Here is a 25,380-nt window from a genome sequence, read left to right as displayed (position 1 = left end):
ACAGCCGGGGCACAATCTCTCCCGCGGGCTCAGAGGCACAAGGGCTAGGGGGAGCTCACCGGCTATCTCCCGATGATCTGTCGGGGATCTTCTCCGCTAAGGCGGAGAAGATCAAGACATAAGGGTTGGGGTGAGGGGAAAATTAGCCACCTAATGCCCTTGGACATCAACTTGCGTTGGGAATTACGCCGGTTTAAGACCCGGTTCGACCAGGCTGTAAACCTGCTGGTTGAGCGTTGCGCTATTCGCCAACTGATAGACGTGTGCAGCAACGTCCGCCCGCATCACAAATCCATGAACTTCTTGCCCCTGAAAGCGTTTTGCCTTGCCGGTAGCATTGCCGTTCAGCAGCCCGCCGGGGCGCAAGATGGCGTGATCCAGCGCGCTGGTCTGTAACCAACTTTCTGCCAGCGATTTTTCACGTACCGCCTGGCCAAAGCCCGCTTTGGCACGTGGTGACAGAAACGGCCAGCCGTCACCACAGCCCAACGAGGTGACGAGGATCATGCGCGATATCCCGCACTTTTCCGCCGTATCTATCACTGTCCGGTGGGCCAGATAATCCTGTGCGCCTCCCATTGAAGAGATGATCGTTGCGCTGGTACCAGCAGCTTCGCAAGCGCGAGTGACCGCAATGGCATCACAAGCGTCACCGAGATAAACCTGTACGCCTTTCTCCCGCAGGCGAGCAGCGGCATCAGGATTACGTACCACCGCAACCACCGGATGCTGTTCCGCCAGCGCAAGTTCCAGGGTTAGCGCGCCAACCCCCTTGCCACCAGCGCCAAAAATCAACCATGGTTTCATCGTTCACTCCTGTTAGAGGGTAGCTACCGTAATACGCGGCAGATCCAGTTGTTGGAGCAGCTCATCAAGAGACTGCAGAATATTGCTTGCCCAGAAGCGCCCTTCGTTGGTCAGGCGCAGGCAGGTTGAGGCGTCGCGGGTTAATCCCGCCCGATGCCACTGTGCGAGCAGCGGCTTCAGCTTTTCCGCATGAGGCGTCAGTTCATCAAGCGGAATGCGCGCGTTTTCCACGCCAGCCTGTAACGGTTGACGCCACTGGCTTCGGTTACCTGAGGTACGCATCATCATCATCAGTGGTTTGCGACCCGCGGCGATAGCGTCGTGCCAGCTAGTGAGGTTGCGCTCAATCATCCAGGAATAGCCGTTGACCGAGCCCCCCGCGCCGGAGCCAAAGGCCAGACAGTCTGCACCTTGCTTAATTAGCAGGTTGTACAAATTGCGCTCTCGCGTGGTGCGCGCCCAGTGGCTATTGCTGATACAGCGCCAGCCTGCCTGATCCATGAAATCGCAGCCTTGCAAATAGAGATCGCGCCGCTCGGCAGGTGAGGGAACGGAGGTGCGGCCAGTTTCCACAGCCTTACCCAGAGGCGTATTGGGCAGCAGATTAAGGGCGTAGAGATCGACACCGTCCAGGCCGATATCGCGGGCAATCGCCAGGTCTTCGCCCCAAAGTTTCGCATCCTGACCGGGTAAGCCAAATAGCAAATCGCACACTACGGCAGCACGGTCGCGACGAACTAGCCCTTCCATAAACGCAATGGCGCTTGCACCGTCGGAGGTTCGGGCCATTTTTTTGCGGATTTTGCTATTAAACGACTGAATACCAATCGAAAAGCGATTGGCTCCGGCATCCAGACAGGCGTCAATCCGTTCATCGTCAAAGTTTAGCACCCGGCCCTCGATGGTGATTTCGCAGTCTGGGGCCAGCGGCAGGCGTTCGCGTAGTGTGATGATGATGCTAGCCAGATCCTGTGCGGCAAGTGCCGAAGGCGTTCCACCGCCAAAATAGACAGCATGGATTGGCGCAGACTGATGAAGTGTGCTGTCCGCTTCCATCTCGATCTCGCGTAGCAGCGCATCGGTGTAGCGGGTGCACCTGTCCTCCTCGAAACGGTTTTGGTAAAAGCCGCAGAAGGTGCAGTGGGTGGCACAAAACGGAATGTGTAGATACACCAGCCGTTTGCGGCTAGGCGCGGACTGGCCGATGACGTTTTGCCAGGTGGGTGCCAGCAGCGATTTTTCCACGGGGATCGCGCCGCGCAGCGGCATCATGGCACGACGATCTGTAAACGGCTGATTGCCTGCCAGTGCAAAATGCGGGGTTAAATCCAGCTCAGTGTCATGTTTCAACTCAAGGTCCTTCAATAGGGCAGAACTGATGGAGACAGGGCTGCAAGGAAGCGCAGCCACTCAGACCTGTCATAGTTTAACTGAAAATGATTACCATTTGCATTTATATACTGACAATCGTCAGTAGAGTCTATCCGGCCAGCAGCCAATTAAATGCAACGTTGACTTGGGTCAAACTTTTCAGTGCCCAAAATTAAATTTTGGTTGCTGACGCTAACAAGCATTGCTAACGCTGGAGTTTATATGTATTATCGCCGCGTTTTCCCATTCATTCACTTTGCAAAGGAGGTACATCATGAATTATCAAGCACTGTTTACCCTTTGCGGGTCGTATCCTCAGGCATAATTTCCTGTTCTCCAGGTATTGCTAGGGCTACCGCCCGCCAAATCCAAAAATTAGATAAAATATTAATCAGGATTGGTTATGAGCAATACTATTGGCTCCGTTACGCCGCGAGTTTCATTGATCGCGTCGGAACACACCTGGATTGAAGGAAATGCAATCCAACAATTAGAAATTACCGCCAAGTTGCCGGATATGGTGCGCGTGGTCGGGATGCCAGATTTGCATCCCGGCCGTGGTTACCCGGTCGGTGCCGCTTTCTTTTCACAACATCGCTTCTACCCGGCGTTAATCGGTAATGATATCGGTTGCGGTATGTCGCTATGGCAAACAGATTTGCTGGCGATGAAACAATCGCTGGATAAGCTGGAAAAAAACCTGGGCAATATTGACGGCCCGCTAGAGGAAGAAGCGTTGGGGGATATTCCGCCAGCGCTTCGCGATTATTCTCGTGCATTAGGCACCATTGGCGGCGGTAATCATTTTGCTGAACTATTACGCATCGATGAAATATATCAGCCGCAGGCCGGTCTCGATAAAAAACGCCTGATGCTGTTGGTTCACAGCGGTTCGCGTGGCTTGGGCCAGCTCATACTGGAACAGCATGTGCGTGCTCATGGGCATCATGGCCTACTGGAAAATACCGTTGCGGCCAACGATTATTTGCAACAGCATCAACAGGCGCTGGATTTTGCAGGCTTAAACCGTCAACTCATTGCCCAGCGGATATTGCAGCGGTTACGCACTGCTGGCGATTGCCTGCTGGATATCCATCATAACCTGCTGGCGGCGGCCACCATCGAGGGCGTGAGTGGCTGGTTACACCGTAAAGGGGCTACGCCGTCGGATGACGGTCTGGTGGTGATCCCCGGTTCGCGCGGTGATTACAGCTATATCGTCCAACCGCTGCCTGCCGCCAGCAGTTTGTATTCGCTGGCGCACGGTGCGGGGCGCAAATGGATGCGCTCGGAGTGTAAAGATCGCTTATCAGCGCGTTTCAGCACCGAGCAGTTGGCCAGAACCCGCTTCGGCAGCCGAGTGATTTGCCGCGATCGCCAACTGATTTATCAGGAAGCGCCAGAAGCCTACAAGCCGATTGATAGCGTAGTGGGAGCCTTGCAGCAGGCCGGATTGGTCACGTTAGTGGCGCGTATGCAGCCAGTGTTGACCTACAAAACCAGCGGGGGGCAGTGATGATCTTATTACAGATCTCTGCCGCCCAGGGGCCGGATGAATGTTGCCTGGCGGTGAGTTTGGCACTGCGTCAGTTCCACAGAGAGGCTCAGGCCATGCAGGTGGAACTGCATGAGGTTGAGCGGGAAGAGGGGCGCCTGCCCGGCACGTTGCGTTCGGTGCTATTGACGCTTAACGGCGAAGCGGCGGAGCCATTGGCCGCCAACTGGTGCGGGACGTTGCAGTGGATTTGCGAAAGCCCGTGGCGCACTGGGCGTTCCAGAAAGAACTGGTTTATTGGTGCAGCGCGTTTTTCTCCGGCAACGGTGCCAAAAGAGAGTGAGATCCGTTTTGAGACGTTGAAGTCCTCCGGACCAGGTGGGCAGCACGTGAATAAAACGGAATCGGCTATTCGCGCCACCCATATCGCTAGTGGCATTAGCGTCAAAGTGCAGATCGAGCGCAGCCAACATGCCAATAAACGTTTGGCGTATTTGCTGATCGCTCACCGTTTGGAACAGCTTGAGCAACAGCAACTGGACGAACAGCGTGCTGAACGGCGGATGTTTCACCATCAAATAGTGCGCGGTTCACCGGTTCGGGTGTTTAAAGGCGAAAGCTTTACGCCGCTTGCTTAATCAATATCGGCCTGATGGGGCAGGCCGGTAACCCTATAAGAAGAAAAGAAATGGAAACACATAAATATGGTCGGACGTACCATTATCCATTCTCACCGGGCACCACCAGTGACGATCGGATCAATAAACATTATTGGCAAGACATACGGTTAATCCCCTCACTGATCCATACGGAAAAGCTCGATGGTGAGAATAACTGCCTGAATCGGTATGGCGTATTTGCACGCTCCCATGCGGCACCGACGGTTTCTGCCTGGACGCGCCAGATCCGCCAGCGTTGGCAACTGATTAAAAATGACCTGGGCGATATCGAGCTGTTTGGGGAGAACCTGTATGCCACGCATTCAATCGAATACCGTGGCTTGCAGCAGGACTTTTATCTATTCGCCGTACGCTGTAAAGACATGTGGCTGAGTTGGCAAGAAGTGCAGTTCTACGCGGCATTATTTGATTTTGCCTGTGTGCCAGAAGTGGTACAGGATATGCCGCGCCAGACGGAACAAGAATACCGCTCGGCAATACTGGAGCTGGTGGGGGGCGTGGGGAGTTTTGCGCCGCACGACGTACATACCGGCTTGCCATGCACCATGGAAGGGATTGTCACCCGCAATGCGGCTGAATTCCCGGTGGCGCAGTTTTCCCATAACGTATTTAAGTACGTGCGTAAAAACCATGTGAAAACCGATCGCCACTGGAGAGTGAATTGGCAACGAGCGCGTATGGCGTACGAGTATCAGCAGGAGGATAAACCATGTGGTGCTTAAGTGAAGACAAGCAGTGGGGCAGGCTGGCGGATAAATTCCGCTGGGTGGCCGACATGCATCAAGTGCCACAAGATCCCCGCCATCATGCAGAAGGGGATGTGGCAATCCATACCCAGTGTGTGCTGGCGGCACTGACCGAGTCGGCGCAGTTTTTGGCGTTGCCAGAACAACAGCAGGAGCTGGTTTGGGCCGCCGCGCTGCTGCACGATGTTGAAAAGCGCAGTACCACGCGGGTTGCAGACGATGGTTCAGTGACATCACCCAATCACGCTAAACGCGGTGAGCTGACCACGCGCTCGATCCTCTATCGGGATATCGTTACGCCTTTTCAACTGCGTGAACAGGTAGCCGCCTTGGTACGTTTTCATGGTTTGCCGTTGTGGCTCATGGGGCGGCCGTCGCCAGAGCGGGCGCTGTTATTAGCGGCTTTAAGGTTGGATACACGGTTGCTGGCGATGTTGGCACGGGCGGATGTGCTGGGCCGCGAGTGTGACGACCAAAACGGCCTGCTGGATAACATCGAGCTGTTCGAACTGTTTTGTCAGGAGCAGCAATGCTGGGGTCAAGCGCGTCCTTTTGCTAGCGATAGCCAGCGTTACCACTATTTGACGCATCAGCAGGCTAGCGTGGATTTTGTTCCTTATGAGCAATTTCAGAGCGAGGTGACGTTACTGTGTGCGCTGCCAGGAATGGGTAAAGATCGCTATATCGCGCAGCATGCCGCAGGGCTTGAGGTTATCAGCCTGGACAACATTCGCCGCCAACACCGGTTGTCTCCTACCGACAAAAACGCGACCGGCTGGGTCGTGCAGCAGGCCAAGTCGCAGGCAAAAACGCTGCTACGGCGGGGCGAGCCTTTTGTCTGGAATGCCACCAATATTACCCGGCAGTTGCGTAGCCAGTTGGTTGAGTTGTTTATCGCCTATGGCGCAAGGGTGAAGATTGTTTACCTAGAAGTACCGTATGCCCAGTGGCAGCGGCAGAATGCCGAGCGGGAATACAGCGTACCTGCTGAGGCAATGGCGCGGATGCTGGGTAAATTGGAGATCCCGCAGGCGGATGAAGCCCATGAGGTGGAGTTGCGGGTGCAGGACGCAAGCTAGCCTGTTTTTTGTGTACCCAAAGGACGCGGGGGCTAGCGTCTGGTGCTGAGCTAATATGTAGCACATGTTGTCCCCCATCCATGTGGATGGGGGACGTCACCGTAGATTAATTCGCGATCACCGTGACCAACAGCGGTGATTCAAACATCGCCTTCGGCGAAATAACCGACTCATCCCACGGGATTTGCGTTCCGTAGCGCTCCTTCAGTTTCTGCTGCACGGCAGGAGCACCAAAGTTGAATTCACGCACTTTTTGCAGCTTGCCGATTTGTATCCCTAGTGCGCGATCGTAAATCTTCCACACCAACTCTGAGCAATATAACCTCTCTTCTGACCAGGAAAACCGCATGTCGTAGGGCTTCCCGGCAAAGCTTTTGGCCTGCTGGCGTATTTTTAGCTGCGCGGACGGCGTCATCATTTGCTCAGCGTTCTTCAGACGTTTGACGACAAAATGCTTTTTCTCTCCCCGATCGATCCAGGCGGCCAGCGGCGTGTATTTCACCGTCGATACTGCTTCAAATACGTAAGGCTTGCCATCACGCAGCAGAATGATACCCATGTGGCTGTAACGCGAGCCGGTGGCCTGCTGTATCGCCAGGCTCTGTGCCGAGCGGGAAGTGTGGAAAATGATGTCACCATCCTGCACGGCAGGTAGCTCGCGAGCTTGGCTGACCAACACGGTCATCAGGCCGATGGTGAGAAACAGAATTGCCCACAGGCGTTTGGTAAAAATCACGTTCAATCCCTCGAAGTTAGAATCTGGCGATTTTATCGGGGCTGTGTGAAGTGAGGATGAAGTGGTAGAAAAACGCTGGGGGGCGTATTGGCAGTCCTCATGCATTAATAAAAATAATGATATTTATCAATGTAATAATAACAATTCTATCATTGTGGTTAAAGGGTGCTTAAAGCAGGCCGATAGCTGTTCTATTGATGTTGTCACCTAAATAGGACGAAACCGGATGTTAGGGATCTACCGTATATCGATGAGAATGAAGCTTTTCATTGCTCTGTTTCCACTGCTACTGGCTTTATGTTGGTTTGCCGGGTCGGGTATGAAAACCCGTATCCATACCGAACGTCAGATGGATGCCATCGTTCAGTTAACGGCAATTGCGCGTGGTGCAGGGGATGTCGTGCATGAGCTGCAAAAAGAGCGTGGTATGAGCGCAGGTTACCTGGGCTCTGGCGGTGGGCAGTTTCGCACTGAACTAGCAGATCAACGTAAACTGACAGATGCGGCTATGGCGAAATTTAGCCAACTGTTATCCAAAACGGATAGCAGTGCATTGGAAGGGATTGATACATCGGCGATTCAGTTATTTAATGACCAAACCCAGTTACTGAGCGAGGTGCGTAATAACGTCAGCAATTTAAAGAGTGCGGCGCCACAAGCTATTGGTTTCTATACCAAGACTATCGCCCAGGTGCTGGATTTTGTTGGCGGTATTGGGCATTTGACGACATCGGGCAAAATTGGCCAGGAATTGTCAGCGTATTACAGCCTGCTTAACCTGAAAGAACAGTCGGGAATAGAGCGAGCATTACTCTCGGGTGTTTTCTCTAGCGATCGTTTTGGTGATGGGCAATTCCGCCAGTTGAGCGATGTGGTGGGAAAACAAGAGGCCTGGCTTTCTGCGACTCGTCGTTTCAGCACCGCGGAGCAGGCGGCGGCGCTTGATGGCGCATTGCGCTCTACATCGGCAACTGATGCCCTAAAGTATCGTGAGATAGCGCTCGATAAAGTCGCAACCGGTGGATTCAAGGTCAATCCTACCGATTGGTTTAAGGCTCAGACTGTGCGCATTGAAGTGCTGCGTCAACTAGAGAATCAAACCGCTGACACGTTACAAAAGCATGCGGCAGAGTTGTCACGTACGGCACGTAGCGAATGGATGACTTTTCTGTGCATCAGCCTTCTTTCTCTGGCCGTGGCCTTGGCGATAGCCATTGTCGTTGCGCGGAGTATCCATCTGCAACTGCAAGGAACGTTGAAAACGATTGGTGAAATGGAGGGTGATTTGACCCAACGCCTCAGCGTGCCGGGTAGTGATGAGTTGTCAGCACTGAATCATGCCTATAATCAATCCATTGAAAATATTCAGCATATTGTTAAAGAGATTAAATCCGGCTCAGAGATCCTTCACCATGCAAGCAGTGATATCGCCGCTGGTAATCAGGATTTGGCGCAACGTACTGATGAACAGGCGGCATCTATCGTTGAAACTGCGGCAAGTATGGAACAAATGTCCACGGCGATCTCCCAGACCGCAGATAACGCCCGCGAAGCGGAACAACTCACACTGGCAATGGAGCGCGATGTCATGCAGGCGAATCACGTGGCGAATGAAGCCAGCCAGAGCATGACGGAGATCCGTAATTCTAGCGAGCAGATTGCACGTATCGTGGCCTCTATTGACGACATTTCTTTTCAGACTAATTTATTGGCGCTCAATGCTGCGGTAGAAGCCGCTCGAGCTGGCGAGTCTGGAAGGGGATTTGCGGTGGTAGCGAGTGAGGTGCGTAACTTATCTCAACGTTGTGCTAAAGAGGCGAGCCAGATCCGGGAGCTGGTTAATCAAAATATGGAAAAAATTGCGGAAGGCGTCGCCCGGGTTTCGGCTTCTGGGGTCGCACTAAAGGCGGCAGCAGATAATTCAGGACTGATGAAACAATATGTTAGCGATATCGCTCAGGCCGCCAACGAACAATCATTAGGGGTGGGGCAGGTTCATCTGGCTTTGAATCAACTTGAACAAGTCACACAGCAAAATGCGGCTTTGGTTTCCCAAGCGGCCAGTGCCAGTCAGGTACTGGATAACCAAGCGGCAGCGATGACCAAATTAGTGAATCGGTTCATCGTATAATATTCTTGTTGCAAGGACGGTGGGAGTAATCCCGCCTCTTGCTCGATCATTCGTTTCGTAGCGTATTTTTATTATTCTTGATACGTCTCCGCTTTCCTGCATGCTGTTTACCGTATATTCCCTGATGTTTTTTCGTGTAAGCGGTATGTCGTTTTGTGCTGTGAGGGTGCATACTATCGCCCCTCCCAAAGGCGGTGGGCAAGGCTTTGGCGTTATCTGACAATAAAAAGGAACGGTGATGGAAAGGCGTAATTTTCTCAAGGGTGCTGCTGCGTTATCTTCTTTTGGGCTGATAAGCCCGGTCTGGTCTGAGTCGCGGAAAACGGATATCCCTGCGTCAACCTGCGTGGATAGCAGAAGGCGTTTTGTGATGACTCAAACGTATCAACTGAAAGCGCCAGCAGGCTCGGAAGGTAAGGCCAATCTGTGGATCCCGGTCCCCGTGGACACCGCCTTTCAGCAACTGAAGCACATTTCTTTTTCTGGCAACTATCAGCAGGCCTACCTCACGGCAAATAATACTTACGCAGCCAAAACGTTGTTTGCTTCCTGGCCGGACTCCAAAGGCCCGATGGAACTCAAGGTGGAAATGCTGATTGAAACCTTGGACTGGGAACCGCTGAAGAGCAACCAACTGGCCGAATGGCACCTCCCGCAAACCGATCTGGTGTTTCCCGCAGAGATACAACCTTATCTGAATGCGACCCCGCATATCCCGGTAGACGGTGTGGTGAAAGAAACGGCGTTGAAGATCGTCGGCGACGAGAAATCGCCTTTACAGCAGGCGCGGCTCATTCATGAATGGGTAAGAACCCATATGCATCGAGACGATGCGGTGATTGGCTGCGGGACCGGTGATGTGGGGCAAATCCTTAAGGCCGGTAAGCTGGGCGGCAAATGTACCGATATCAACTCCGTGTTCGTCGCGTTGTGCCGTGCCAGCGGGATCCCCGCGCGTGAGATGTTTGGTATTCGCCTCGGCGCATCCCGCAAGCTGGGGAACTATTCGAAGAAGGCATTTGGCAGCGCTGATCAACAAGGCGTGGCAATAGTCAGCGGTGGGCAGCATTGCCGGGCGATGTTCTGGCTGGCAGGTTTCGGCTGGTTGCCAGCCGATCCGGCCGACGTCACTAAAATGCGTCTGACCGAGAAAAAAGAAAACGGCGATGCCGCCGTTGAAGCCGTCAATGATTACCTGTTCGGCAACTGGGAAATGAACTGGGTTGGTTTCAACTACGCCCGTGATTTCGCGCTTTCGCCAGAGGCAGAGCAGGGTGACCTCAATAACTTTGGTTACCCCTATGCTGAAGTGGATGGCGACCCGTTAAACTTCTACGATCCGGCCGAATTCAGCTATGACTATGTCTCTGTCGAACAGCGTTAAGGGCAGCGTAGTGACGCTGCTGGCGGCTTTGCTTGCCGCCGCAGCATCGACACTCTGTTGTCTCGGGCCGTTGTTGTATCTGGTGTTTGGTATCTCGGCTGCCGGGCTGACGGGGATCCCGGCGCTATCCTGGCTACAGTGGCCCATGATTATTGTGGCTATCGGATTGATGCTGCGAGGATTTTGGCGGCTTTATCTGTCGCCACGCCCGGTCTGCGTGAACGTCGTCAGCCGTCGGGTACTGATTTGGCTTTACTGGCTGTCGGTACCGTTGCTGTTGGCGTTGATGAGCTACCCCTATGTATTACCTTGGATTTGGGAAATGATGGAATGAAAAAGCGCATTTTGCTGCTGCTGGCTCTGGTGTTGATTGCGCCGCGGTTATGGGCGGAGAACCAGAAAGTCACGATTGATATCAAAGCCATGACCTGCTCACTGTGCGTCATCTCCATCAATAAAGCGTTGCGCTCTACTGATGGGGTGATTAAGGCCAAAGCCTCACTGAAAACGCACCAGGCAGAAGTGATTGTGCCCGAGGGGTTTGATAATCAGCTATTGCTGACGGCGATTTCCCGTACCGGCTATAGCGGCGAAATCCAGGGCGTGGTGCCAGCTCCGTAGTTCACTCTGTGCTGATTTTTGTACTGTGTTGTTGCGGGGAAACTTGAGGTGCCAAGAAATTACGTTTGCTACTCCCAAAGTAACGTGCAATTTCAGGCGTGCATGCGCTCGACGGAGAACTTGGTCCAGTCGCTGAGCTGAAGACCTTTTTTTCATCGTGACAAAGCTGGGTATCATAGGCACCGTTCACAGCGACTGACCTGACTTTCCGGAGAGCTGCCTGATTATCCCAGGGAACGCCTCTGAGTCTGTGACGTTATTCAGTGACAGCTAAGCACAAGATAACCTCGTGAGTATCGGCGTCCACGTCGAGGTATAGTTTTCACCAGACGCGGCGCTTTACCTGGCGCTATTCGATGACGGTTCTACATTTTTTTCATACTTTCGTTACCCTGCATAAGACGTAAATAATAACGAATTATTTGGACTTTATTTTTTGTTTGAGATTTGTTTAAATTTCACACAAAAAAAACAAGTTTTTCATGCTTTACAATCCTACGAAACAGAGTTATATCATTAAATTCATTGTAATTAATCATTTAAATGAATTTAAAAACTTAACAATTGCCATTTGGTAGTTAATGATTCTTTTTTTAGATGCATAGGGTAAGCTTTTCTAGTCGACGGGTTGGTTGAGAATTTTCTAGCACGAATGGCCAATGACGTTATCCCTGGGGGCAATAGCGCCACTGACCAACAGGGAATGGATAAGCATCACAGGATGACTAGCAGCAAACCGATGACCGCAAACATCTCTGATGCCCCTTTCAGTAATGTGCTTAGTGAAAGGCATTTCTTACTATTGAATTGGAATCATTATGAAATTTTACAACACCAAAACTACCCTGCTGGCCGCCGTTATCGGTATGACTTTTGCCGGTTCTTCAATGGCCGCTGACGGCACTATTTCGATCTATGGAACCATTACCGACAATACTTGCGATATTTCAGTTGAAAACCAAGGCAAGAATGCGGTCGTAGTGTTGCCTACAATTTCCGCTGACTCACTATCGTCTGTTGGTGCTACGGCAGGTATAACACCGTTCTCGATTGCTCTTACTAACTGTACTTACAGTACACTATACAGTGCCGGTACTTTCTTTGAAGCAGGCGCTCTTGTTGAACAAAGTTCGGGCCGTCTTAACAATGCGAGTTATGGTACGGCAACTGGGGTACAGATTGAGTTGCTCAATGACGATATGAGCATTATCAAAGCTGGTAGCTCCTATTTGACTCAAAATTTAAACTACTCCGGAATTTATGACGGCGCAGTATTAAACTACTTTGCTCGTTACTATGCCAACGGAGCCGTCACGCCGGGGACGGTAAACACCCAGGTGGATTACACTATCATCTACCTGTAAGACAGCAATCCTAAAAAAATTTTGCCAAAACAGGTAGCTGAGATTATCGACCCCGAAGTGGAAGTCGTTATCTGCTGTGAAGCCGATGAACAGTGGTCTTACGTATGGTGTAATGGCAATGTGGCATTGGGTGTCGGTGAGCATAACGTATCCTTATATATTTCTTATACCGTTATCGTACTCACCTATGTACTCATTTTTTTCTGCGCTCCCATGAAATCACGTGAGACGCTATAAAAAGAAAAATCCACGCAACTGCGTGGATTTTATGGGGTTTGTCAGTCGTCATGAGGCTCACTGAAACCTCATGAGAAAACAGATTTTATTTAGACGTTAAACAAGAAGTTCATCACATCGCCATCTTTAACGACGTAGTCTTTCCCTTCGGAACGCATCTTGCCGGCCTCTTTGGCACCTTGCTCACCCTTATAGGTGATAAAGTCTTCAAAGGCGATGGTCTGGGCGCGGATAAAGCCTTTTTCAAAGTCGGTATGGATTTTACCGGCCGCTTGCGGTGCAGTAGCGCCAACCGGGATGGTCCAGGCACGCACTTCTTTTACGCCAGCGGTAAAGTAGGTTTGCAGATTGAGCAATTCGTAACCTGCGCGGATCACGCGGTTCAGACCGGGTTCTTCCAGCCCCAACTCTGCCATAAATTCGGCGCGGTCTTCATCTTCCAGCTCTGCGATGTCGGATTCAACAGCAGCGCAAACCGCAACCACCACGGAACCTTCTTCGGCAGCAATCTTGCGCACAACATCCAGATACGGGTTGTTCTCAAAACCGTCTTCGTTGACGTTGGCAATGTACATGGTCGGCTTCAGGGTCAGGAAGCTCAAGTAGCGGATCGCGGCTTTATCTTCAGCAGTCAGATCCAGTGCACGCAGCATACCGGCGTTTTCCAACTGTGGCAGGCATTTTTCCAGTGCGGCCAATTCGGCTTTTGCGTCTTTATCGCCGCCTTTGGCTTTCTTCTGCACACGGTGAATGGCGCGTTCGCAGGTATCAAGATCGGACAGCGCCAACTCGGTGTTGATGACGTCGATATCGTCAGCCGGATCCACTTTGTTATTCACGTGAATGATGTTGTCGTTCTCAAAGCAACGTACCACGTGGCCGATGGCTTCGGTTTCACGGATGTTGGTCAGGAACTGGTTACCCAGGCCTTCGCCTTTGGAAGCCCCTTTTACCAGGCCTGCGATATCAACGAATTCCATGGTGGTGGGCAGAATGCGTTGCGGCTTGACGATCTCGGCCAGTTGATCCAGACGTGCATCGGGCATCGGTACCACGCCGGTATTGGGTTCAATGGTGCAGAACGGGAAGTTAGCCGCTTCAATACCCGCTTTGGTCAACGCATTGAACAGGGTGGATTTGCCAACGTTAGGCAGACCGACGATACCGCATTTGAATCCCATGTTTATATCACCTTAAATATCTTGACTATCAACAGGTTAACATTAGCCTGCTGCATAAAGGACGAAATTATCCCCCTATTATACACGTAATGGGCAGTTATCTCGATCTGCCCGTTGCTGGCGCTATCACCCAAGGTGTTCCTTAACGGCTGCTAACGCCCGGGCCGGGTCAATTTAACGTCGATAGAGGTGTTCTGCAGGCAAGGTACAGATCTAACTTGAACACCTCTGGCAATAGGACATGGAACGCTAATATCGAAGATTATTCCGGGTATTTGTTATCAGATATTTAGTAATAAAAGTGAGTTAATATTTCATTTTAAATGTATGTTTTATCATAAAGGCACTTTTTGCATAGGGTTATTCTTGGGCTTTCCTCACCCAATGAAACAACATGGCAACATATCATAATAAAATCTGGCGGATTTCAGCGGATAAAGAGTTACCGAACGTTAAACCGTAAGATGTTACTTATCTTATGTTGGGCTATCTAGCCAGGCTAGGAAAAAATCATTAATTTTAAGCTGGTTTTTGCTTTAAATATGATGATTATTTAATCATGATTTCGTTTTTTAGGCATGACTATCAATGAGGTTTGTTTTCATTTATTTGTTTTTATTGATTTTTTTTTATTTAATGGGATTATTCTTTGCATTGAGTCTAAATGGTTAATTTATTTAATAAGTGATTGTGATTGCTTTTTGCTTTATAAGAATTATCTGTTATTCATTAATGGAAACATCCTGCAAATGGCATAGGATGTTTCTATGTAAATGTAAGTAATTTCTTAATTATATTGAGGTAGTTTAAGGAAGATAAAGATAAATTTATCTGCAAGTATTGTTGGGCGTATTTTTTTAAGATATTATCCGCGTCTTATTGGTTGTGCCATTTTAATTCAAGGAGGAATTTATTCCATGAATGGGATTGATGTGCTTTCTGCACCGATTTTATTATTACTTTCGGTTATTTCTTTTATTATTCATTTCCGCAACGAGCGGAGGAAGAGCCTGATTGAGCGGCCTTTTTTTGCTGCAAGTGTGGATTTGAAAAAGAAAAAGAAAACCACGTCAGAGGTCGTTGATGTTGTTGCGCAAAACAGCGTGCAGCCAAACTGTACTCGTAAACTGTGCCGCTATTGCCCGATAAGTAGCAGGCCAAGCAAGTGAAAATCACATCACTTGGCCTAACCGCTTAGCTAGTCGCTTTAAACGCATGCAAACGATTCATGGCTTTTGTCATACCTTCCTTCAGCAAGATCTCTGTGCAACGTAACGACTCATCGATGGCATCATCAATCAGCGTTTGCTCTGATGCTGGCGGCTTACCCAGCACAAAGCCTACCACCTTGTTTTTATCACCTGGGTGGCCGATGCCAATGCGCAAGCGATAAAAGTTCGGGTTATTGCCCAGCCTGCTCTGGATATCCTTCAGGCCATTGTGGCCACCGTTGCTGCCGCCTAATTTGAGTTTCGCCACTCCCGGTGGCAGATCCAACTCATCGTGGGCTACCAGGATCTCTTCCGGCAGAATGCGGTAGAAGGTAGCCAAAGCGCCAACGGCTTTACCACTCAGGTTCATAAAGGTGGTAGGAACCAGCAGCCGAACGTCGTTACCGGCCAGATTCAGGCGTGCGGTGTAACCGAAGAACTTACTCTCTTCCTTCAGCGGTTGGTTGTGGCGTTGCGCCAGTAGGTCAACATACCATGCGCCGGCATTGTGCCGTGTCTGGGCATACTCTGCGCCCGGGTTGGCGAGGCCAACAATCAGTTTGATACTGCTCACAAGAGATTCACTATGCTAGAAAAATGGAAAGGGCGTGCCCGTTGCCTTCCAGGTTGCGATCGCCTGAGGTTTCACAGCGGCACAGCTCGAAATTTATAGGCCGTTAGTGTACCTGCCTGAGTGCAGAATGACAAAAATCTGGTGTCCCCCGTTAATAGCTGAAAAATGAATAATACATTAGTAAAATAATTCAGTTATCTCGCTAACTTTTAACATAAAGTAAAGAATTGTCAGCCTTTAGTTGCCATTTGTGATCGGTCACGCAATACCCATGCTGAAATAATGACTATACTTAACTAATCAAAGTGGGATAACGAGTTAGGGTTTTCCCTCTATTGGCACATGGCACTCTGGAGGTGGCATATGAAACGTAAAAACGCTGAAGTCATTGGCAACGTTTTAATGGGAATGGGTATGGTGGTAATGGTTGGCGGGGTGGGATACTCTATCCTGGCTGAAGTATCACAGTTCAATTTGCCGCAGTTCTTTGCCCACGGCGCCATCATGAGTATCTTTATCGGCGCCTTGTTGTGGCTGGCCGGTGCACGTATTGGTGGGCGCGAGCGGGTAGCAGATCGTTATTGGTGGGCAAAACACTTTGATAAACGCTGCCAAAACAACCCGCGCCGCCCGTCACATTGATTAACCACAACCAAGGATTTGGCGAACAAAGGCAAGGGAGTCTGGCCGTATAAGGTTTAAGGTTATGTCCCACATCCCGTAAAAAACCCGTTGTTGCTCACGCTTCAACGGGTTTTTTATTTTCAGGGATGTTCACCCGAACAACCTGGCGCAGTGGAGATAAACCGCGCCAGAGAAGAGATTAATGTTCGAACATCGCGGAAATTGACTCTTCATTGCTGATACGGCGGATAGCTTCAGCCAACATACCGGACAAGGTCAGAGTACGCACGTTTTTCAACGCCTTGATTTCTGCTGACAGCGGAATAGTGTCACAAACGATCACTTCATCAATCACCGAGTTCCTGATGTTATCCACGGCGTTACCGGAGAAGATCGGGTGCGTGGCGTAGGCAAATACGCGCTTGGCACCGCGTTCTTTCAACGCTTCGGCTGCTTTACACAAGGTACCACCGGTATCGATCATGTCATCGACCAGTACGCAGTCACGGCCTGCCACGTCCCCGATAATATGCATCACCTGAGAAACGTTTGCGCGAGGGCGACGTTTATCAATGATGGCCATGTCGGTATCGTTAAGCAGTTTGGCGATCGCGCGGGCGCGCACGACACCACCGATATCTGGGGAAACCACGATCGGGTTTTCCAGGTTCTGTTGCAACATGTCTTCCAACAGGATCGGGCTACCGAATACGTTATCTACCGGGACATCGAAGAAACCTTGGATCTGCTCGGCATGCAGATCGACTGTCAATACGCGGTCAACCCCTACGCTGGAGAGGAAGTCGGCAACAACTTTGGCAGTGATTGGCACACGCGCAGAACGCACGCGGCGATCCTGGCGGGCATAGCCGAAGTAAGGAATTACAGCAGTAATACGACCTGCGGAGGCGCGACGCAGGGCATCAACCATAACAACCAGTTCCATCAGGTTGTCGTTGGTGGGTGCACAGGTGGACTGGATGATGAAAATATCACCGCCGCGTACATTTTCGTTGATTTGCACGCTCACTTCGCCGTCGCTAAAACGACCTACAGCGGCGTCACCAAGGCTGGTGTACAAACGGTTGGCAATACGTTGTGCTAGTTCCGGGGTGGCGTTACCAGCAAAAAGCTTCATATCAGGCACGAGAAGAACCTCAGCATGCGTCCAGAGAAGATATTGTCATACGGTCTTCGCCAAGGGGCAGTTGGCGACGCCGACGCAATATACATACGGGTGTGTAAAACTAACTTGAACTGCAGAGCAGCGCAGAGATGACAGGGCCAGGTAGACGACCCTGCGCAACGACACGTTGAGCTACGGCTCAAACTGCCCAGAACGGATGCGATGTAGTGGTGAGACGTTAACGCCACGCGCTACAAATCCACGCAACCAGGCCGGGGCTTGATTTAACACCTGAAGAGCGGCGGGCTCGGAGTCGAATTCTGCAAACACACAAGCACCTGTGCCAGTCAGGCGTGACGGCGCGTATTGTAACAGCCATGAAAGAAGCTGTTCAACCTCGCGAAAACGTTTTCTTGCGATCGGTTCGCAATCATTTGCGTAAGGTGCCTGTAATAGGGCGTTCAGCGGGCGAACCGGGGTGTCTCTTTTTAATTCGGCATCGGCAAAAATCACCGGTGTGGGGATGCTGACACCGGGATGAGCGACCAAATACCACTTTTCTGCCGGATTTGCCGGCTGTAGCTGCTCACCGATCCCTTCGGCAAATGCCGCATGGCCGCGCACAAATACCGGGACATCGGCACCGAGGGTTAGCCCCATATCTGCCAACTGGTCGTCGCTCAGGCCACATTGCCAAAGTTCATTCAGTGCGACCAGGACCGTCGCCGCGTTGGAAGATCCGCCGCCAAGGCCGCCACCCATCGGCAAACGCTTGTCGATGCTGATGTCTGCCCCACGGGGAGGGGTGGCAATGGAATGGGTAGTGCAATGTTGCTGTAACAGACGAGCGGCCCGGACAATCAGGTTCTGCTCATCTGGCACCCCTTCTACGGGCGTTAGCAGCTGGATCTGGTCATCCTGGCGGGGAACGATGGTGAGCGTATCGCCGTAATCCAGGAACTGGAACAGCGTTTGCAACTGATGGTAGCCGTCTGCACGACGGCCGGTGATATAGAGAAACAGGTTCAGCTTTGCCGGAGAGGGCCATTGGTGGATCATCACTTGAGCGTCCAGTTATCCATTTTCAGCTTGATGCGTTGATCGCCCTGTTGCAGTTCAAGGCGGCTCGGTAACGGGATTTTGAGATCGGTGTTGTAGTCCTGATAGGTGACGACCCAGGTCAGATCGCCCTGCTTGTAGGTCAGCTTGTTCAGGCGGTACTGGGAGTCCAGGCTGAAGTCGGTGGCTTGCCCTGGCAGGCCAAGCATCCACTGGCGCAGGTTATCCAGTGGGATCTGCATGCCGGTCAGCTTGCGGATCATCTCTTCCGGGTTGTCGCTGACATAGCGTTTGCCCTGGTTATCCGTGAGCTGCACCACGCTTTTTTGCACGTTCAGCTCCAGCTCGGTGCTGCCAAGCGGGTTGGTCAGCAGCAGGCGGTAGCGGTCGGGTGTGTATTGCTGCCAGAAGAAGCGAGCGTAGACTTTCTTCTGATCGGTCAGATAAGCAAAAGCGCCCCGGGTCTGATACTGCTCAAGCTGTTGCACCGCTTGCTCATGAGCGAGCCACTGCGGAGACGTCGGGCTGGTAGCCGGGCCAGGTTTGGTGAGGGTACAGGCCGTCAGCACCAGGCTGGCTAATGGGATCAGGCGAAGCAAACTAATTTTGCGGATAGGCATAACGTTTTGTTGTCCTTTTGTCCTTGCGGGGCAGTGCGGGTTAGCATTTCTGCCACCACGCTAACGGGCGAGTGGCGTAACGTCAATAATACAATGGCGCAAAAGCCTTGCAGCAAGGGTGGCGTCTGGCGTGGGGAGGATTGTAAACGATGGCGGAGCTTTTGGGGTCGGAAATCTGTGGGCACAGCCTTCAGAACGAGTCTGCCGTCTGAGCGCGCCGTATAAGGGCGCGCTTTGGTGGATCAGAAATCGTAACGCAAACGAACAACCGTCATATCGCCCAGATTATCGGTGCTGGACGTCAGCACGTGCTCAACGTCGGTGCGGAAACCGTAGTCGAACTGGAAGGAGACGCCCAAGCCATTATCAATACGCTGATAGTCGCGGCCTGTGGTGTACTGCAGGCGGTCGCCCATAAAGTAAGGCATGATGGATTTCACCGCGTATTCGCCTATCGGGAAGCTATAACCAGCGAAATATTCAATCCCCCAGGCATCCCCAGCGAAGTAGTCATTCACCTGCTTTTTCTTGGTAGTCAGGAAGTTCTCATACCAGCCGCCGCCAAAGCTGAGTGTCCAGTTGTCCGGTTTCCAGCTCAGTGCGGTACCTAAAATGTTTTGATTGTAGTCTTTACTGTCGTCGCTATTGGGGTTGCGCATCTCGGCGCTGGTGTAGTTCCAGGCGGTGCCCCAGGTCAGATCTTTACTCAGATGATAATCCACACCGAGTGAACCGCCGCCTTTACGTTTGTAGCGCAGGCCGTTACCAGGCAGGTATTCGTCATCGTTGAACAGGTAAGCGGCGTAGATATCGGCGTCGCCCACGGTTGTTTTATATTTCAGCATGCTGCGTGAACGGTAGGAGCCGTCATAGTCGCCGTTAATGCCGTTGCCTGGTGCCTGGGCCAGCATGTCGTAATCCCAGATGTCGGTTTTGGCCCCGACCACGTCGTAGTAAACGCTGTTTTGCTTACCGAAGGTCAGTTGACCCCAGGTTTTGCTTTTCAGGCCGGTATACAGCATACGGCGTGAGGTGTTGTTGGCCCCCTCGGCGTAGTGGTTATCCCAACTGAACAGCGCCGGGATGTTGACGCCTAACTCGTAATAGTTGATCCAGCTGATGTCATCGAACAGGTAGTAATCGGTGGCGAAGCGAAAACGCGTACCGCCGTCAAAACCGTTGCGTTTATAAGAACCTTTATCGCCATCGCCAGTCATCATGTTGAACTGCGGGCGAATACTGCCACCAACGGTAAAAGTGAGGCGGCTGAGGGGATCGCCCGCTTGCGGATCCTGCTTTAATAAGGTGATTTCACCGTGTGCGGCAAATGCGCTACAACCCGCTATCAGCCCTGCGGTAACCGCTTGGCTTAATCTACGTAATTTCATGGAACGTCCCTTTTTACGTGCTGCTCAAGATACGAAAACCCATCCATCGGCCAACCACGCCTGGGGCTTTCTGGTTTGCTCACTTTCCGGTGACAGAAAGTGAAATCCTGTAACGGTTTTTATGTAAATAATTCGCTAGCTAATTATTTGACCAAATTATGGGAACATGCCGAAAAAATTGCAATTAAAACAATGGAAACCGTAACTCATCGCGATTATCAGTCATGTGTAATGTTAAGCCGTGGGAATACGAAGGATGCCGCCAAACAGGCTGAAAGGGGGAGTTTGCAAGGGGTGACATTACATTTCAGCGTTTTTCCCTAGAGGTTTCTGATGAGTTTGAAACATACCTGGTTTTGTCGTGTTGACTGATTTGTCCCGCCAATACCAGCGATTGGCCGGAAGATGCGGTTGTCACTTTAATTGATGTCGCGCATCAAGTAGAATGCCGGACAACGAGAACCCGTACCAAGAGAAGTATTACTCGAAGCAATGACCCTTCTGGCGTTAGGTATTAATCACAAAACCGCTCCGGTTTCTCTGCGAGAACGGGTGACCTTCTCCCCAGAGTCGATCGACAAGGCGCTGAATAGCTTGCTGCAACAGCCATTGGTGCAGGGCGGCGTTGTGCTGTCTACCTGTAACCGTACCGAGCTGTACCTCAGCGTGGAGCAGCAGGATCATCTGCATGAACAACTGGTAGCCTGGTTATGTGATTATCACCATCTGCGTCCGGAAGACGTACGCAAGAGCCTGTATTGGCACCACGGCGACGAGGCCGTCAGCCACCTGATGCGCGTTGCCAGCGGGCTAGACTCTTTGGTACTGGGTGAACCCCAGATCCTCGGGCAGGTAAAGAAAGCCTTTGCCGAATCCCAGCGTGGCCAGTCACTTTCCGGTGAGCTGGAGCGCCTGTTCCAGAAATCCTTCTCCGTTGCCAAACGTGTACGTACTGAAACCGAAATCGGTGCCAGCGCGGTATCCGTTGCCTTCGCCGCCTGTGCGCTGGCGCGTCAAATCTTCGAATCCCTTGCCGAACTGAATGTGCTGTTGGTCGGTGCAGGGGAAACGATCGAGCTGGTTGCCCGCCATCTGCGTGAGCATAAAGTGCAGCATATGATCATCGCTAACCGCACCCGTGAACGCGCTCAGGTACTGGCGCAAGAGGTGGGGGCAGAGGTGATCTCATTGCCGGAGATTGACGCACGCCTGGCCGATGCCGATATCATTATCAGCTCCACCGCCAGCCCGTTGCCCATCATCGGCAAGGGCATGGTTGAGCGGGCACTGAAAGCGCGCCGCAATCAGCCGATGTTGCTGGTGGATATTGCCGTTCCGCGCGATATCGAGCCGGAAGTGGGCAAACTGGCGAACGCCTATCTCTACACCGTGGACGACCTGCAGGCCATTATTCAGAGCAATATGGCGCAACGGCAGGCGGCGGCCGTACAGGCCGAGACCATTGTGCAGCAGGAAAGCAGCAATTTCATGACCTGGCTGCGCTCACAGGGCGCGACAGATACCATCAGAGACTACCGTTCGCAGGCCGATCAAATCCGTGCGGAAATGGAGTCAAAAGCGCTGGCAGCGATTGCTCAAGGCGCTAACGTGGAGCAGGTGATCCATGAGCTGGCCCACAGATTAACCAATCGTCTTATTCATGCCCCTACCAAATCCCTCCAGCAGGCCGCCGGTGACGGCGACATGGAGCGGTTGCACATTTTACGCGACAGCCTCGGGCTGGATCAGCATTAGTTCTCTTTTATTAACAGGGTTTAAAACCACGCATGAAGCCTTCTATTGTTGCCAAACTGGAAGCGTTACAAGAGCGCCATGAAGAAGTTCAGGCGCTGCTCGGCGATGCCGGTGTCATTGCCGATCAAGATCGGTTCCGTGGCCTGTCGCGCGAATATGCGCAGTTGACCGACGTCAGCCGTTGTTTTCTGGAATGGCGTCAGGTGCAGGACGACCTCGCCACGGCAGAAATGATGCTGGACGATCCGGAAATGCGTGAAATGGCGCAGGAAGAGCTGAAACAGGCCAAAGCGGCGACGGAAGAGCTGGAGCAGCAGCTGCAGGTGTTACTGCTGCCGAAGGATCCTGACGATGAGCGCGACTGCTTCCTGGAAGTGCGCGCCGGAACCGGCGGCGACGAAGCGGCTATCTTTGCTGGCGATCTGTTCCGTATGTATAGCCGTTACGCTGAAACTCGCCGCTGGCGGGTTGAGATCATGAGCGAAAACGTCGGTGAGCACGGCGGTTACAAAGAGGTGATTGCCAAAGTGTCTGGCGACGGCGTTTACGGTCAACTGAAGTTTGAATCTGGCGGTCACCGCGTTCAGCGCGTGCCGGAAACCGAATCCCAAGGCCGTATCCATACCTCTGCCTGCACGGTGGCGGTGATGCCAGCGGTGCCAGAGGCGGAACTGCCAGAAATCAACGCGGGCGATCTGAAAATCGATACCTTCCGCTCTTCCGGGGCCGGTGGTCAGCACGTTAACACCACCGATTCGGCGATCCGTATTACCCACTTGCCGACCGGTATTGTGGTTGAATGCCAGGACGAACGTTCACAGCACAAGAACAAAGCCAAGGCGATGTCGGTGCTTGGGGCTCGTATCCGTGCGGCAGAGATGGCGAAACGCCAGTTGGCAGAGGCTTCTACCCGCCGCAACCTGTTGGGCACCGGCGATCGTTCCGATCGTAACCGCACCTATAACTTCCCGCAGGGGCGCGTGACCGACCACCGCATCAACCTGACACTGTATCGTTTGGATGAGGTGATGGAAGGCAAGCTGGATATGCTAATCCAGCCGATCGTGCAGGAATACCAGGCCGATCAGTTGGCCGCACTCTCTGCCGAGCCTGAGTAATGGATTATCAAACCTGGCTGAAAACCGCGACTTTACGCCTGACGCACAGTGACAGCGCCAAACGCGATGCGGAGATCCTGTTGGGTTTCGTGACCGGTCGGGCCAGAACCTACCTGTTGGCATTTGGCGAAACTCCGCTGACGGCGGAGCAGGCTCAGCAGTTAACGGTGCTGCTGGCTCGCCGTGAACGCGGGGAACCGGTGGCGTATCTGGTTGGCGAGCGTGAGTTCTGGTCGCTTCCGCTGTCGGTTTCGCCCGCTACGCTAATCCCACGCCCGGATACCGAATGTTTGGTGGAGTTGGCCCTGGAGCGTCTGCCCGCAGCGCCGTGCGCCATTCTGGATCTTGGCACTGGCACCGGCGCGATTGCCCTGGCGTTAGCCAGCGAACGGCCAGACTGCCAGCTCACCGGCATCGATCTGCAACCGGAAGCCGTGGCGCTGGCGCAGCATAACGCGCAAAAACTGGCGATTAACAATGCGAGCTTTTTGCAAGGGAGCTGGTTTACGCCGGTCGCCGGGCAAAAGTTTGCGCTGATCGCCAGTAATCCTCCCTATATTGATCAAGCCGATCCTCACCTTGGACAGGGCGATGTCCGTTTTGAACCCGGTACTGCGCTGGTGGCCGCCGATCAGGGGCTGGCCGATCTGGCAACGATCGTGCAGCAGGCCGCAGATTATTTAGAGCCGCAGGGTTGGCTGTTGCTTGAGCACGGTTGGCAACAGGGTGAAAGTGTACGTACCCTTTTGAATACTGAGGGATTTATCGCGGTGGCAACGCATCGCGACTATGGCGGCAACGATCGCGTGACTCTGGGCCAAAAACCACTATAAGAAACCAAGGAAACCACTATGGCCGCTTACATGGCGCTAAAACATCTGCATTTATTAACGGTAGCCATCAGCATTACGTTGTTTGTACTGCGTTTCTTCTGGAAGTGGCGTGCATCGCCGATGATCAACAAGCGCTGGGTAAAGATCACGCCGCATATCAATGATACGGTGCTGTTTGCCACCGGTATTGCCCTGGTGGTGATGTTTAAGCTTTACCCGCTGCTTGGCATGGACTCGTGGCTGACCGAGAAGTTGTTTGGCGTTATTATCTATATCCTGTTGGGTTATGTCGCATTGGGCAAGAAGACGCAAAGCTGGAATATCCGCACCTTGGCATTCGTTCTGGCACTGGGCTGTCTGTATCTGATCGTTAAACTAGCCACGACAAAAATACCGTTCTTGATGGGATACCTATGAGTAGCATTGCCGATTTCGAATTTAACACTTCCTCATTGAGTGAGGGAGTGATCCTGGTGTCGAAGGTTATCCGGCGGGACTTCCCGGTGGCGGAGGTAGAGCGCAAGTTACAGCAGTTGACTGAAGAAGCGCGCGCAATCATCCCGGACGATCTCAACCAGGATCAGCAGTTGGAAGCGCTCATCGAATTATTCTTTAAAACCTGGGGATTCGGCGGTGCCAGCGGTGTTTATCGGCTTTCTGACGCCATCTGGCTGGATAAGGTGTTGGAAGCTCGCCAAGGTACGCCAGTCTCTCTGGGAACCATTTTCCTGCATATTGCCCACCAGTTGGATCTGCCGCTGATGCCGGTGATTTTCCCCACTCAGTTGATCATGCGTGCTGACTGGCTGGATGAGGAGATGTGGCTGGTTAACCCGTTGAACGGAGAAACGCTTAACGAACATCAGTTGCAGGTTTGGCTCAAGGGTAATCTGGGGCTGGGGGCTGAACTGGAAGATGACGATCTGGACGAATCGGAAAACATTCTGGTGGTGCGTAAGATGCTCGATACGCTGAAAGCCGCGCTGATGGAAGAAAAACAGATGGAAATTGCGTTGCGGGCCAGCGAGGTGGTACTGAGTTTTGACCCGGACGATCCCTACGAGATCCGCGACCGTGGTTTGATTTATGCCCAGCTGGAATGCAACCATATCGCCATTTCCGATCTCAACTATTTTGTCGAGCAGTGCCCTGAAGACCCGGTGAGTGAAGTGATAAAAATTCAAATCCACTCTATCGAGCTCAAGCAGGTCACGCTGCATTAATTCACTGATTCCGATTT

At 52.1% G+C, this 25,380-nt stretch carries 25 protein-coding genes and 2 pseudogenes; 17 read left to right on the top strand and 10 right to left on the bottom strand.

Going from position 1 to position 25,380, the window contains the following annotated elements; translation table 11 throughout:
- Positions 1-183: 183 nt before the first annotated feature.
- Complete coding sequence (gene chuY / locus JHD74_RS14485) at positions 184-807, bottom strand: anaerobilin reductase (RefSeq protein WP_024528828.1); 624 nt, start codon at positions 805-807, stop codon at positions 184-186.
- Positions 808-819: 12 nt separating this feature from the next.
- Positions 820-2,157 carry a heme anaerobic degradation radical SAM methyltransferase ChuW/HutW gene (hutW, locus tag JHD74_RS14480; protein WP_199062952.1) on the bottom strand — a complete coding sequence of 446 codons (1,338 nt, stop codon included), beginning with the start codon at positions 2,155-2,157 and terminating at the stop codon, positions 820-822.
- A 424-nt stretch (positions 2,158-2,581) separates the two neighbouring features.
- Here hutW and JHD74_RS14475 point away from each other — a divergent pair, with 424 nt between their 5' ends.
- Genes JHD74_RS14475 through JHD74_RS14460 form a run of 4 tightly spaced genes read left to right on the top strand, consistent with a single transcriptional unit; the run spans position 2,582 to position 6,178 of the window.
- Positions 2,582-3,694 carry an RNA ligase RtcB family protein gene (locus JHD74_RS14475; RefSeq protein WP_199062951.1) on the top strand — a complete coding sequence of 371 codons (1,113 nt, stop codon included), beginning with the start codon at positions 2,582-2,584 and terminating at the stop codon, positions 3,692-3,694.
- On the top strand, positions 3,694-4,311 hold the full coding sequence (gene prfH, locus JHD74_RS14470; protein ID WP_199062950.1) for a peptide chain release factor H: 618 nt from the start codon (positions 3,694-3,696) through the stop codon (positions 4,309-4,311). Before JHD74_RS14475 ends, prfH begins: the two co-directional genes overlap by 1 nt.
- Positions 4,312-4,361: 50 nt before the next feature.
- The gene (locus JHD74_RS14465; RefSeq protein ID WP_199062949.1) at positions 4,362-5,075 is read left to right on the top strand and encodes an RNA ligase family protein; all 714 of its coding nucleotides are present in this window, start codon (positions 4,362-4,364) and stop codon (positions 5,073-5,075) included.
- Entirely contained in the window at positions 5,063-6,178 is a 1,116-nt protein-coding gene (locus tag JHD74_RS14460) for an AAA family ATPase (RefSeq protein WP_233169543.1), read from the top strand. Before JHD74_RS14465 ends, JHD74_RS14460 begins: the two co-directional genes overlap by 13 nt.
- Positions 6,179-6,284: 106 nt before the next feature.
- Here JHD74_RS14460 and JHD74_RS14455 read toward each other — a convergent pair whose 3' ends face one another.
- The gene (locus tag JHD74_RS14455) at positions 6,285-6,863 is read right to left on the bottom strand and encodes a YiiX family permuted papain-like enzyme (RefSeq protein WP_199062955.1); all 579 of its coding nucleotides are present in this window, start codon (positions 6,861-6,863) and stop codon (positions 6,285-6,287) included.
- Between the two features lie 277 nt (positions 6,864-7,140).
- Between JHD74_RS14455 and JHD74_RS14450 the strand changes: the two genes are divergently transcribed.
- From JHD74_RS14450 to JHD74_RS14435, 4 genes are all read left to right on the top strand, one after another.
- On the top strand, positions 7,141-9,045 hold the full coding sequence (locus JHD74_RS14450; protein ID WP_199062948.1) for a methyl-accepting chemotaxis protein: 1,905 nt from the start codon (positions 7,141-7,143) through the stop codon (positions 9,043-9,045).
- A 238-nt stretch (positions 9,046-9,283) separates the two neighbouring features.
- The gene (locus tag JHD74_RS14445) at positions 9,284-10,429 is read left to right on the top strand and encodes a transglutaminase family protein (RefSeq protein WP_199062947.1); all 1,146 of its coding nucleotides are present in this window, start codon (positions 9,284-9,286) and stop codon (positions 10,427-10,429) included.
- Positions 10,401-10,763: a mercuric transporter MerT family protein gene (locus tag JHD74_RS14440; protein WP_143182194.1), complete on the top strand. Its 363-nt coding sequence runs from the start codon at positions 10,401-10,403 to the stop codon at positions 10,761-10,763. The genes JHD74_RS14445 and JHD74_RS14440 overlap by 29 nt, the downstream gene beginning before the upstream one ends.
- Positions 10,760-11,050, top strand: a complete 291-nt coding sequence (locus JHD74_RS14435; RefSeq protein ID WP_024528838.1) for a heavy-metal-associated domain-containing protein — start codon at positions 10,760-10,762, stop codon at positions 11,048-11,050. The genes JHD74_RS14440 and JHD74_RS14435 overlap by 4 nt, the downstream gene beginning before the upstream one ends.
- A gap of 94 nt (positions 11,051-11,144) precedes the next feature.
- On the opposite strand, the pseudogene JHD74_RS26640 reads toward JHD74_RS14435, so the two are convergent.
- Positions 11,145-11,390, bottom strand: a pseudogene (locus JHD74_RS26640) (IS5/IS1182 family transposase); the annotation flags it as partial.
- 478 nt (positions 11,391-11,868) lie between these two features.
- On the opposite strand from JHD74_RS26640, the gene JHD74_RS14430 reads away from it, so the two are divergent.
- Together JHD74_RS14430 and JHD74_RS26635 are read left to right on the top strand one after the other, a co-directional pair.
- Complete coding sequence (locus JHD74_RS14430) at positions 11,869-12,414, top strand: fimbrial protein (protein ID WP_024528839.1); 546 nt, start codon at positions 11,869-11,871, stop codon at positions 12,412-12,414.
- 12 nt (positions 12,415-12,426) lie between these two features.
- Positions 12,427-12,534, top strand: a pseudogene (locus JHD74_RS26635) (IS1 family transposase); the annotation flags it as partial.
- Positions 12,535-12,740: 206 nt separating this feature from the next.
- Here JHD74_RS26635 and ychF read toward each other — a convergent pair.
- Complete coding sequence (gene ychF / locus JHD74_RS14425; protein ID WP_021181096.1) at positions 12,741-13,832, bottom strand: redox-regulated ATPase YchF; 1,092 nt, start codon at positions 13,830-13,832, stop codon at positions 12,741-12,743.
- A 917-nt stretch (positions 13,833-14,749) separates the two neighbouring features.
- Here ychF and JHD74_RS14420 point away from each other — a divergent pair.
- A complete protein-coding gene (locus JHD74_RS14420; protein WP_074028652.1) occupies positions 14,750-15,001 on the top strand; it encodes a hypothetical protein in 252 nt (83 codons plus the stop codon).
- A 25-nt stretch (positions 15,002-15,026) separates the two neighbouring features.
- Here the strand turns inward: JHD74_RS14420 and pth are convergent, their stop codons facing one another.
- Entirely contained in the window at positions 15,027-15,617 is a 591-nt protein-coding gene (gene pth / locus JHD74_RS14415; protein ID WP_024528841.1) for an aminoacyl-tRNA hydrolase, read from the bottom strand.
- 363 nt (positions 15,618-15,980) lie between these two features.
- Here pth and ychH point away from each other — a divergent pair, with 363 nt between their 5' ends.
- The gene (gene ychH, locus JHD74_RS14410; RefSeq protein WP_074028659.1) at positions 15,981-16,259 is read left to right on the top strand and encodes a stress-induced protein YchH; all 279 of its coding nucleotides are present in this window, start codon (positions 15,981-15,983) and stop codon (positions 16,257-16,259) included.
- 181 nt (positions 16,260-16,440) lie between these two features.
- Here the strand turns inward: ychH and prs are convergent, their stop codons facing one another.
- The 4 genes from prs to JHD74_RS14390 form a co-directional block, all read right to left on the bottom strand.
- Positions 16,441-17,388, bottom strand: coding sequence for a ribose-phosphate diphosphokinase (prs, locus tag JHD74_RS14405; RefSeq protein ID WP_002211240.1), 948 nt, complete (start codon positions 17,386-17,388; stop codon positions 16,441-16,443).
- Between the two features lie 171 nt (positions 17,389-17,559).
- A complete protein-coding gene (gene ispE, locus JHD74_RS14400) occupies positions 17,560-18,426 on the bottom strand; it encodes a 4-(cytidine 5'-diphospho)-2-C-methyl-D-erythritol kinase (protein WP_199062946.1) in 867 nt (288 codons plus the stop codon).
- A complete protein-coding gene (gene lolB / locus JHD74_RS14395; RefSeq protein ID WP_199062945.1) occupies positions 18,426-19,046 on the bottom strand; it encodes a lipoprotein insertase outer membrane protein LolB in 621 nt (206 codons plus the stop codon). The genes ispE and lolB overlap by 1 nt, the downstream gene beginning before the upstream one ends.
- A gap of 242 nt (positions 19,047-19,288) precedes the next feature.
- Positions 19,289-20,434: a porin gene (locus JHD74_RS14390; protein WP_199062944.1), complete on the bottom strand. Its 1,146-nt coding sequence runs from the start codon at positions 20,432-20,434 to the stop codon at positions 19,289-19,291.
- Positions 20,435-20,926: 492 nt separating this feature from the next.
- On the opposite strand from JHD74_RS14390, the gene hemA reads away from it, so the two are divergent.
- The 5 genes from hemA to sirB1 are packed head-to-tail and all read left to right on the top strand — an operon-like array spanning position 20,927 to position 25,363.
- Positions 20,927-22,189: a glutamyl-tRNA reductase gene (gene hemA, locus JHD74_RS14385; RefSeq protein WP_024528845.1), complete on the top strand. Its 1,263-nt coding sequence runs from the start codon at positions 20,927-20,929 to the stop codon at positions 22,187-22,189.
- Positions 22,190-22,221: 32 nt separating this feature from the next.
- Positions 22,222-23,307 (top strand): peptide chain release factor 1, encoded by a 1,086-nt coding sequence (gene prfA, locus JHD74_RS14380; protein ID WP_024528846.1) that lies wholly within the window; start codon positions 22,222-22,224, stop codon positions 23,305-23,307.
- Positions 23,307-24,140: a peptide chain release factor N(5)-glutamine methyltransferase gene (prmC, locus tag JHD74_RS14375; RefSeq protein ID WP_199062943.1), complete on the top strand. Its 834-nt coding sequence runs from the start codon at positions 23,307-23,309 to the stop codon at positions 24,138-24,140. Before prfA ends, prmC begins: the two co-directional genes overlap by 1 nt.
- 18 nt (positions 24,141-24,158) lie before the next feature.
- A complete protein-coding gene (locus JHD74_RS14370; RefSeq protein WP_024485432.1) occupies positions 24,159-24,557 on the top strand; it encodes a SirB2 family protein in 399 nt (132 codons plus the stop codon).
- Complete coding sequence (gene sirB1 / locus JHD74_RS14365) at positions 24,554-25,363, top strand: invasion regulator SirB1 (RefSeq protein WP_024528848.1); 810 nt, start codon at positions 24,554-24,556, stop codon at positions 25,361-25,363. Before JHD74_RS14370 ends, sirB1 begins: the two co-directional genes overlap by 4 nt.
- Positions 25,364-25,380 lie beyond the last annotated feature (17 nt).

It is taken from the genome of Serratia sp. ASV30 (assembly GCF_016428815.1).
Taxonomy (GTDB): domain Bacteria; phylum Pseudomonadota; class Gammaproteobacteria; order Enterobacterales; family Enterobacteriaceae; genus Chania; species Chania fonticola_C.
The sequence above is the reverse complement of the archived record's forward strand: the minus strand, read 5'-3'. Positions and strand labels throughout refer to the sequence as shown.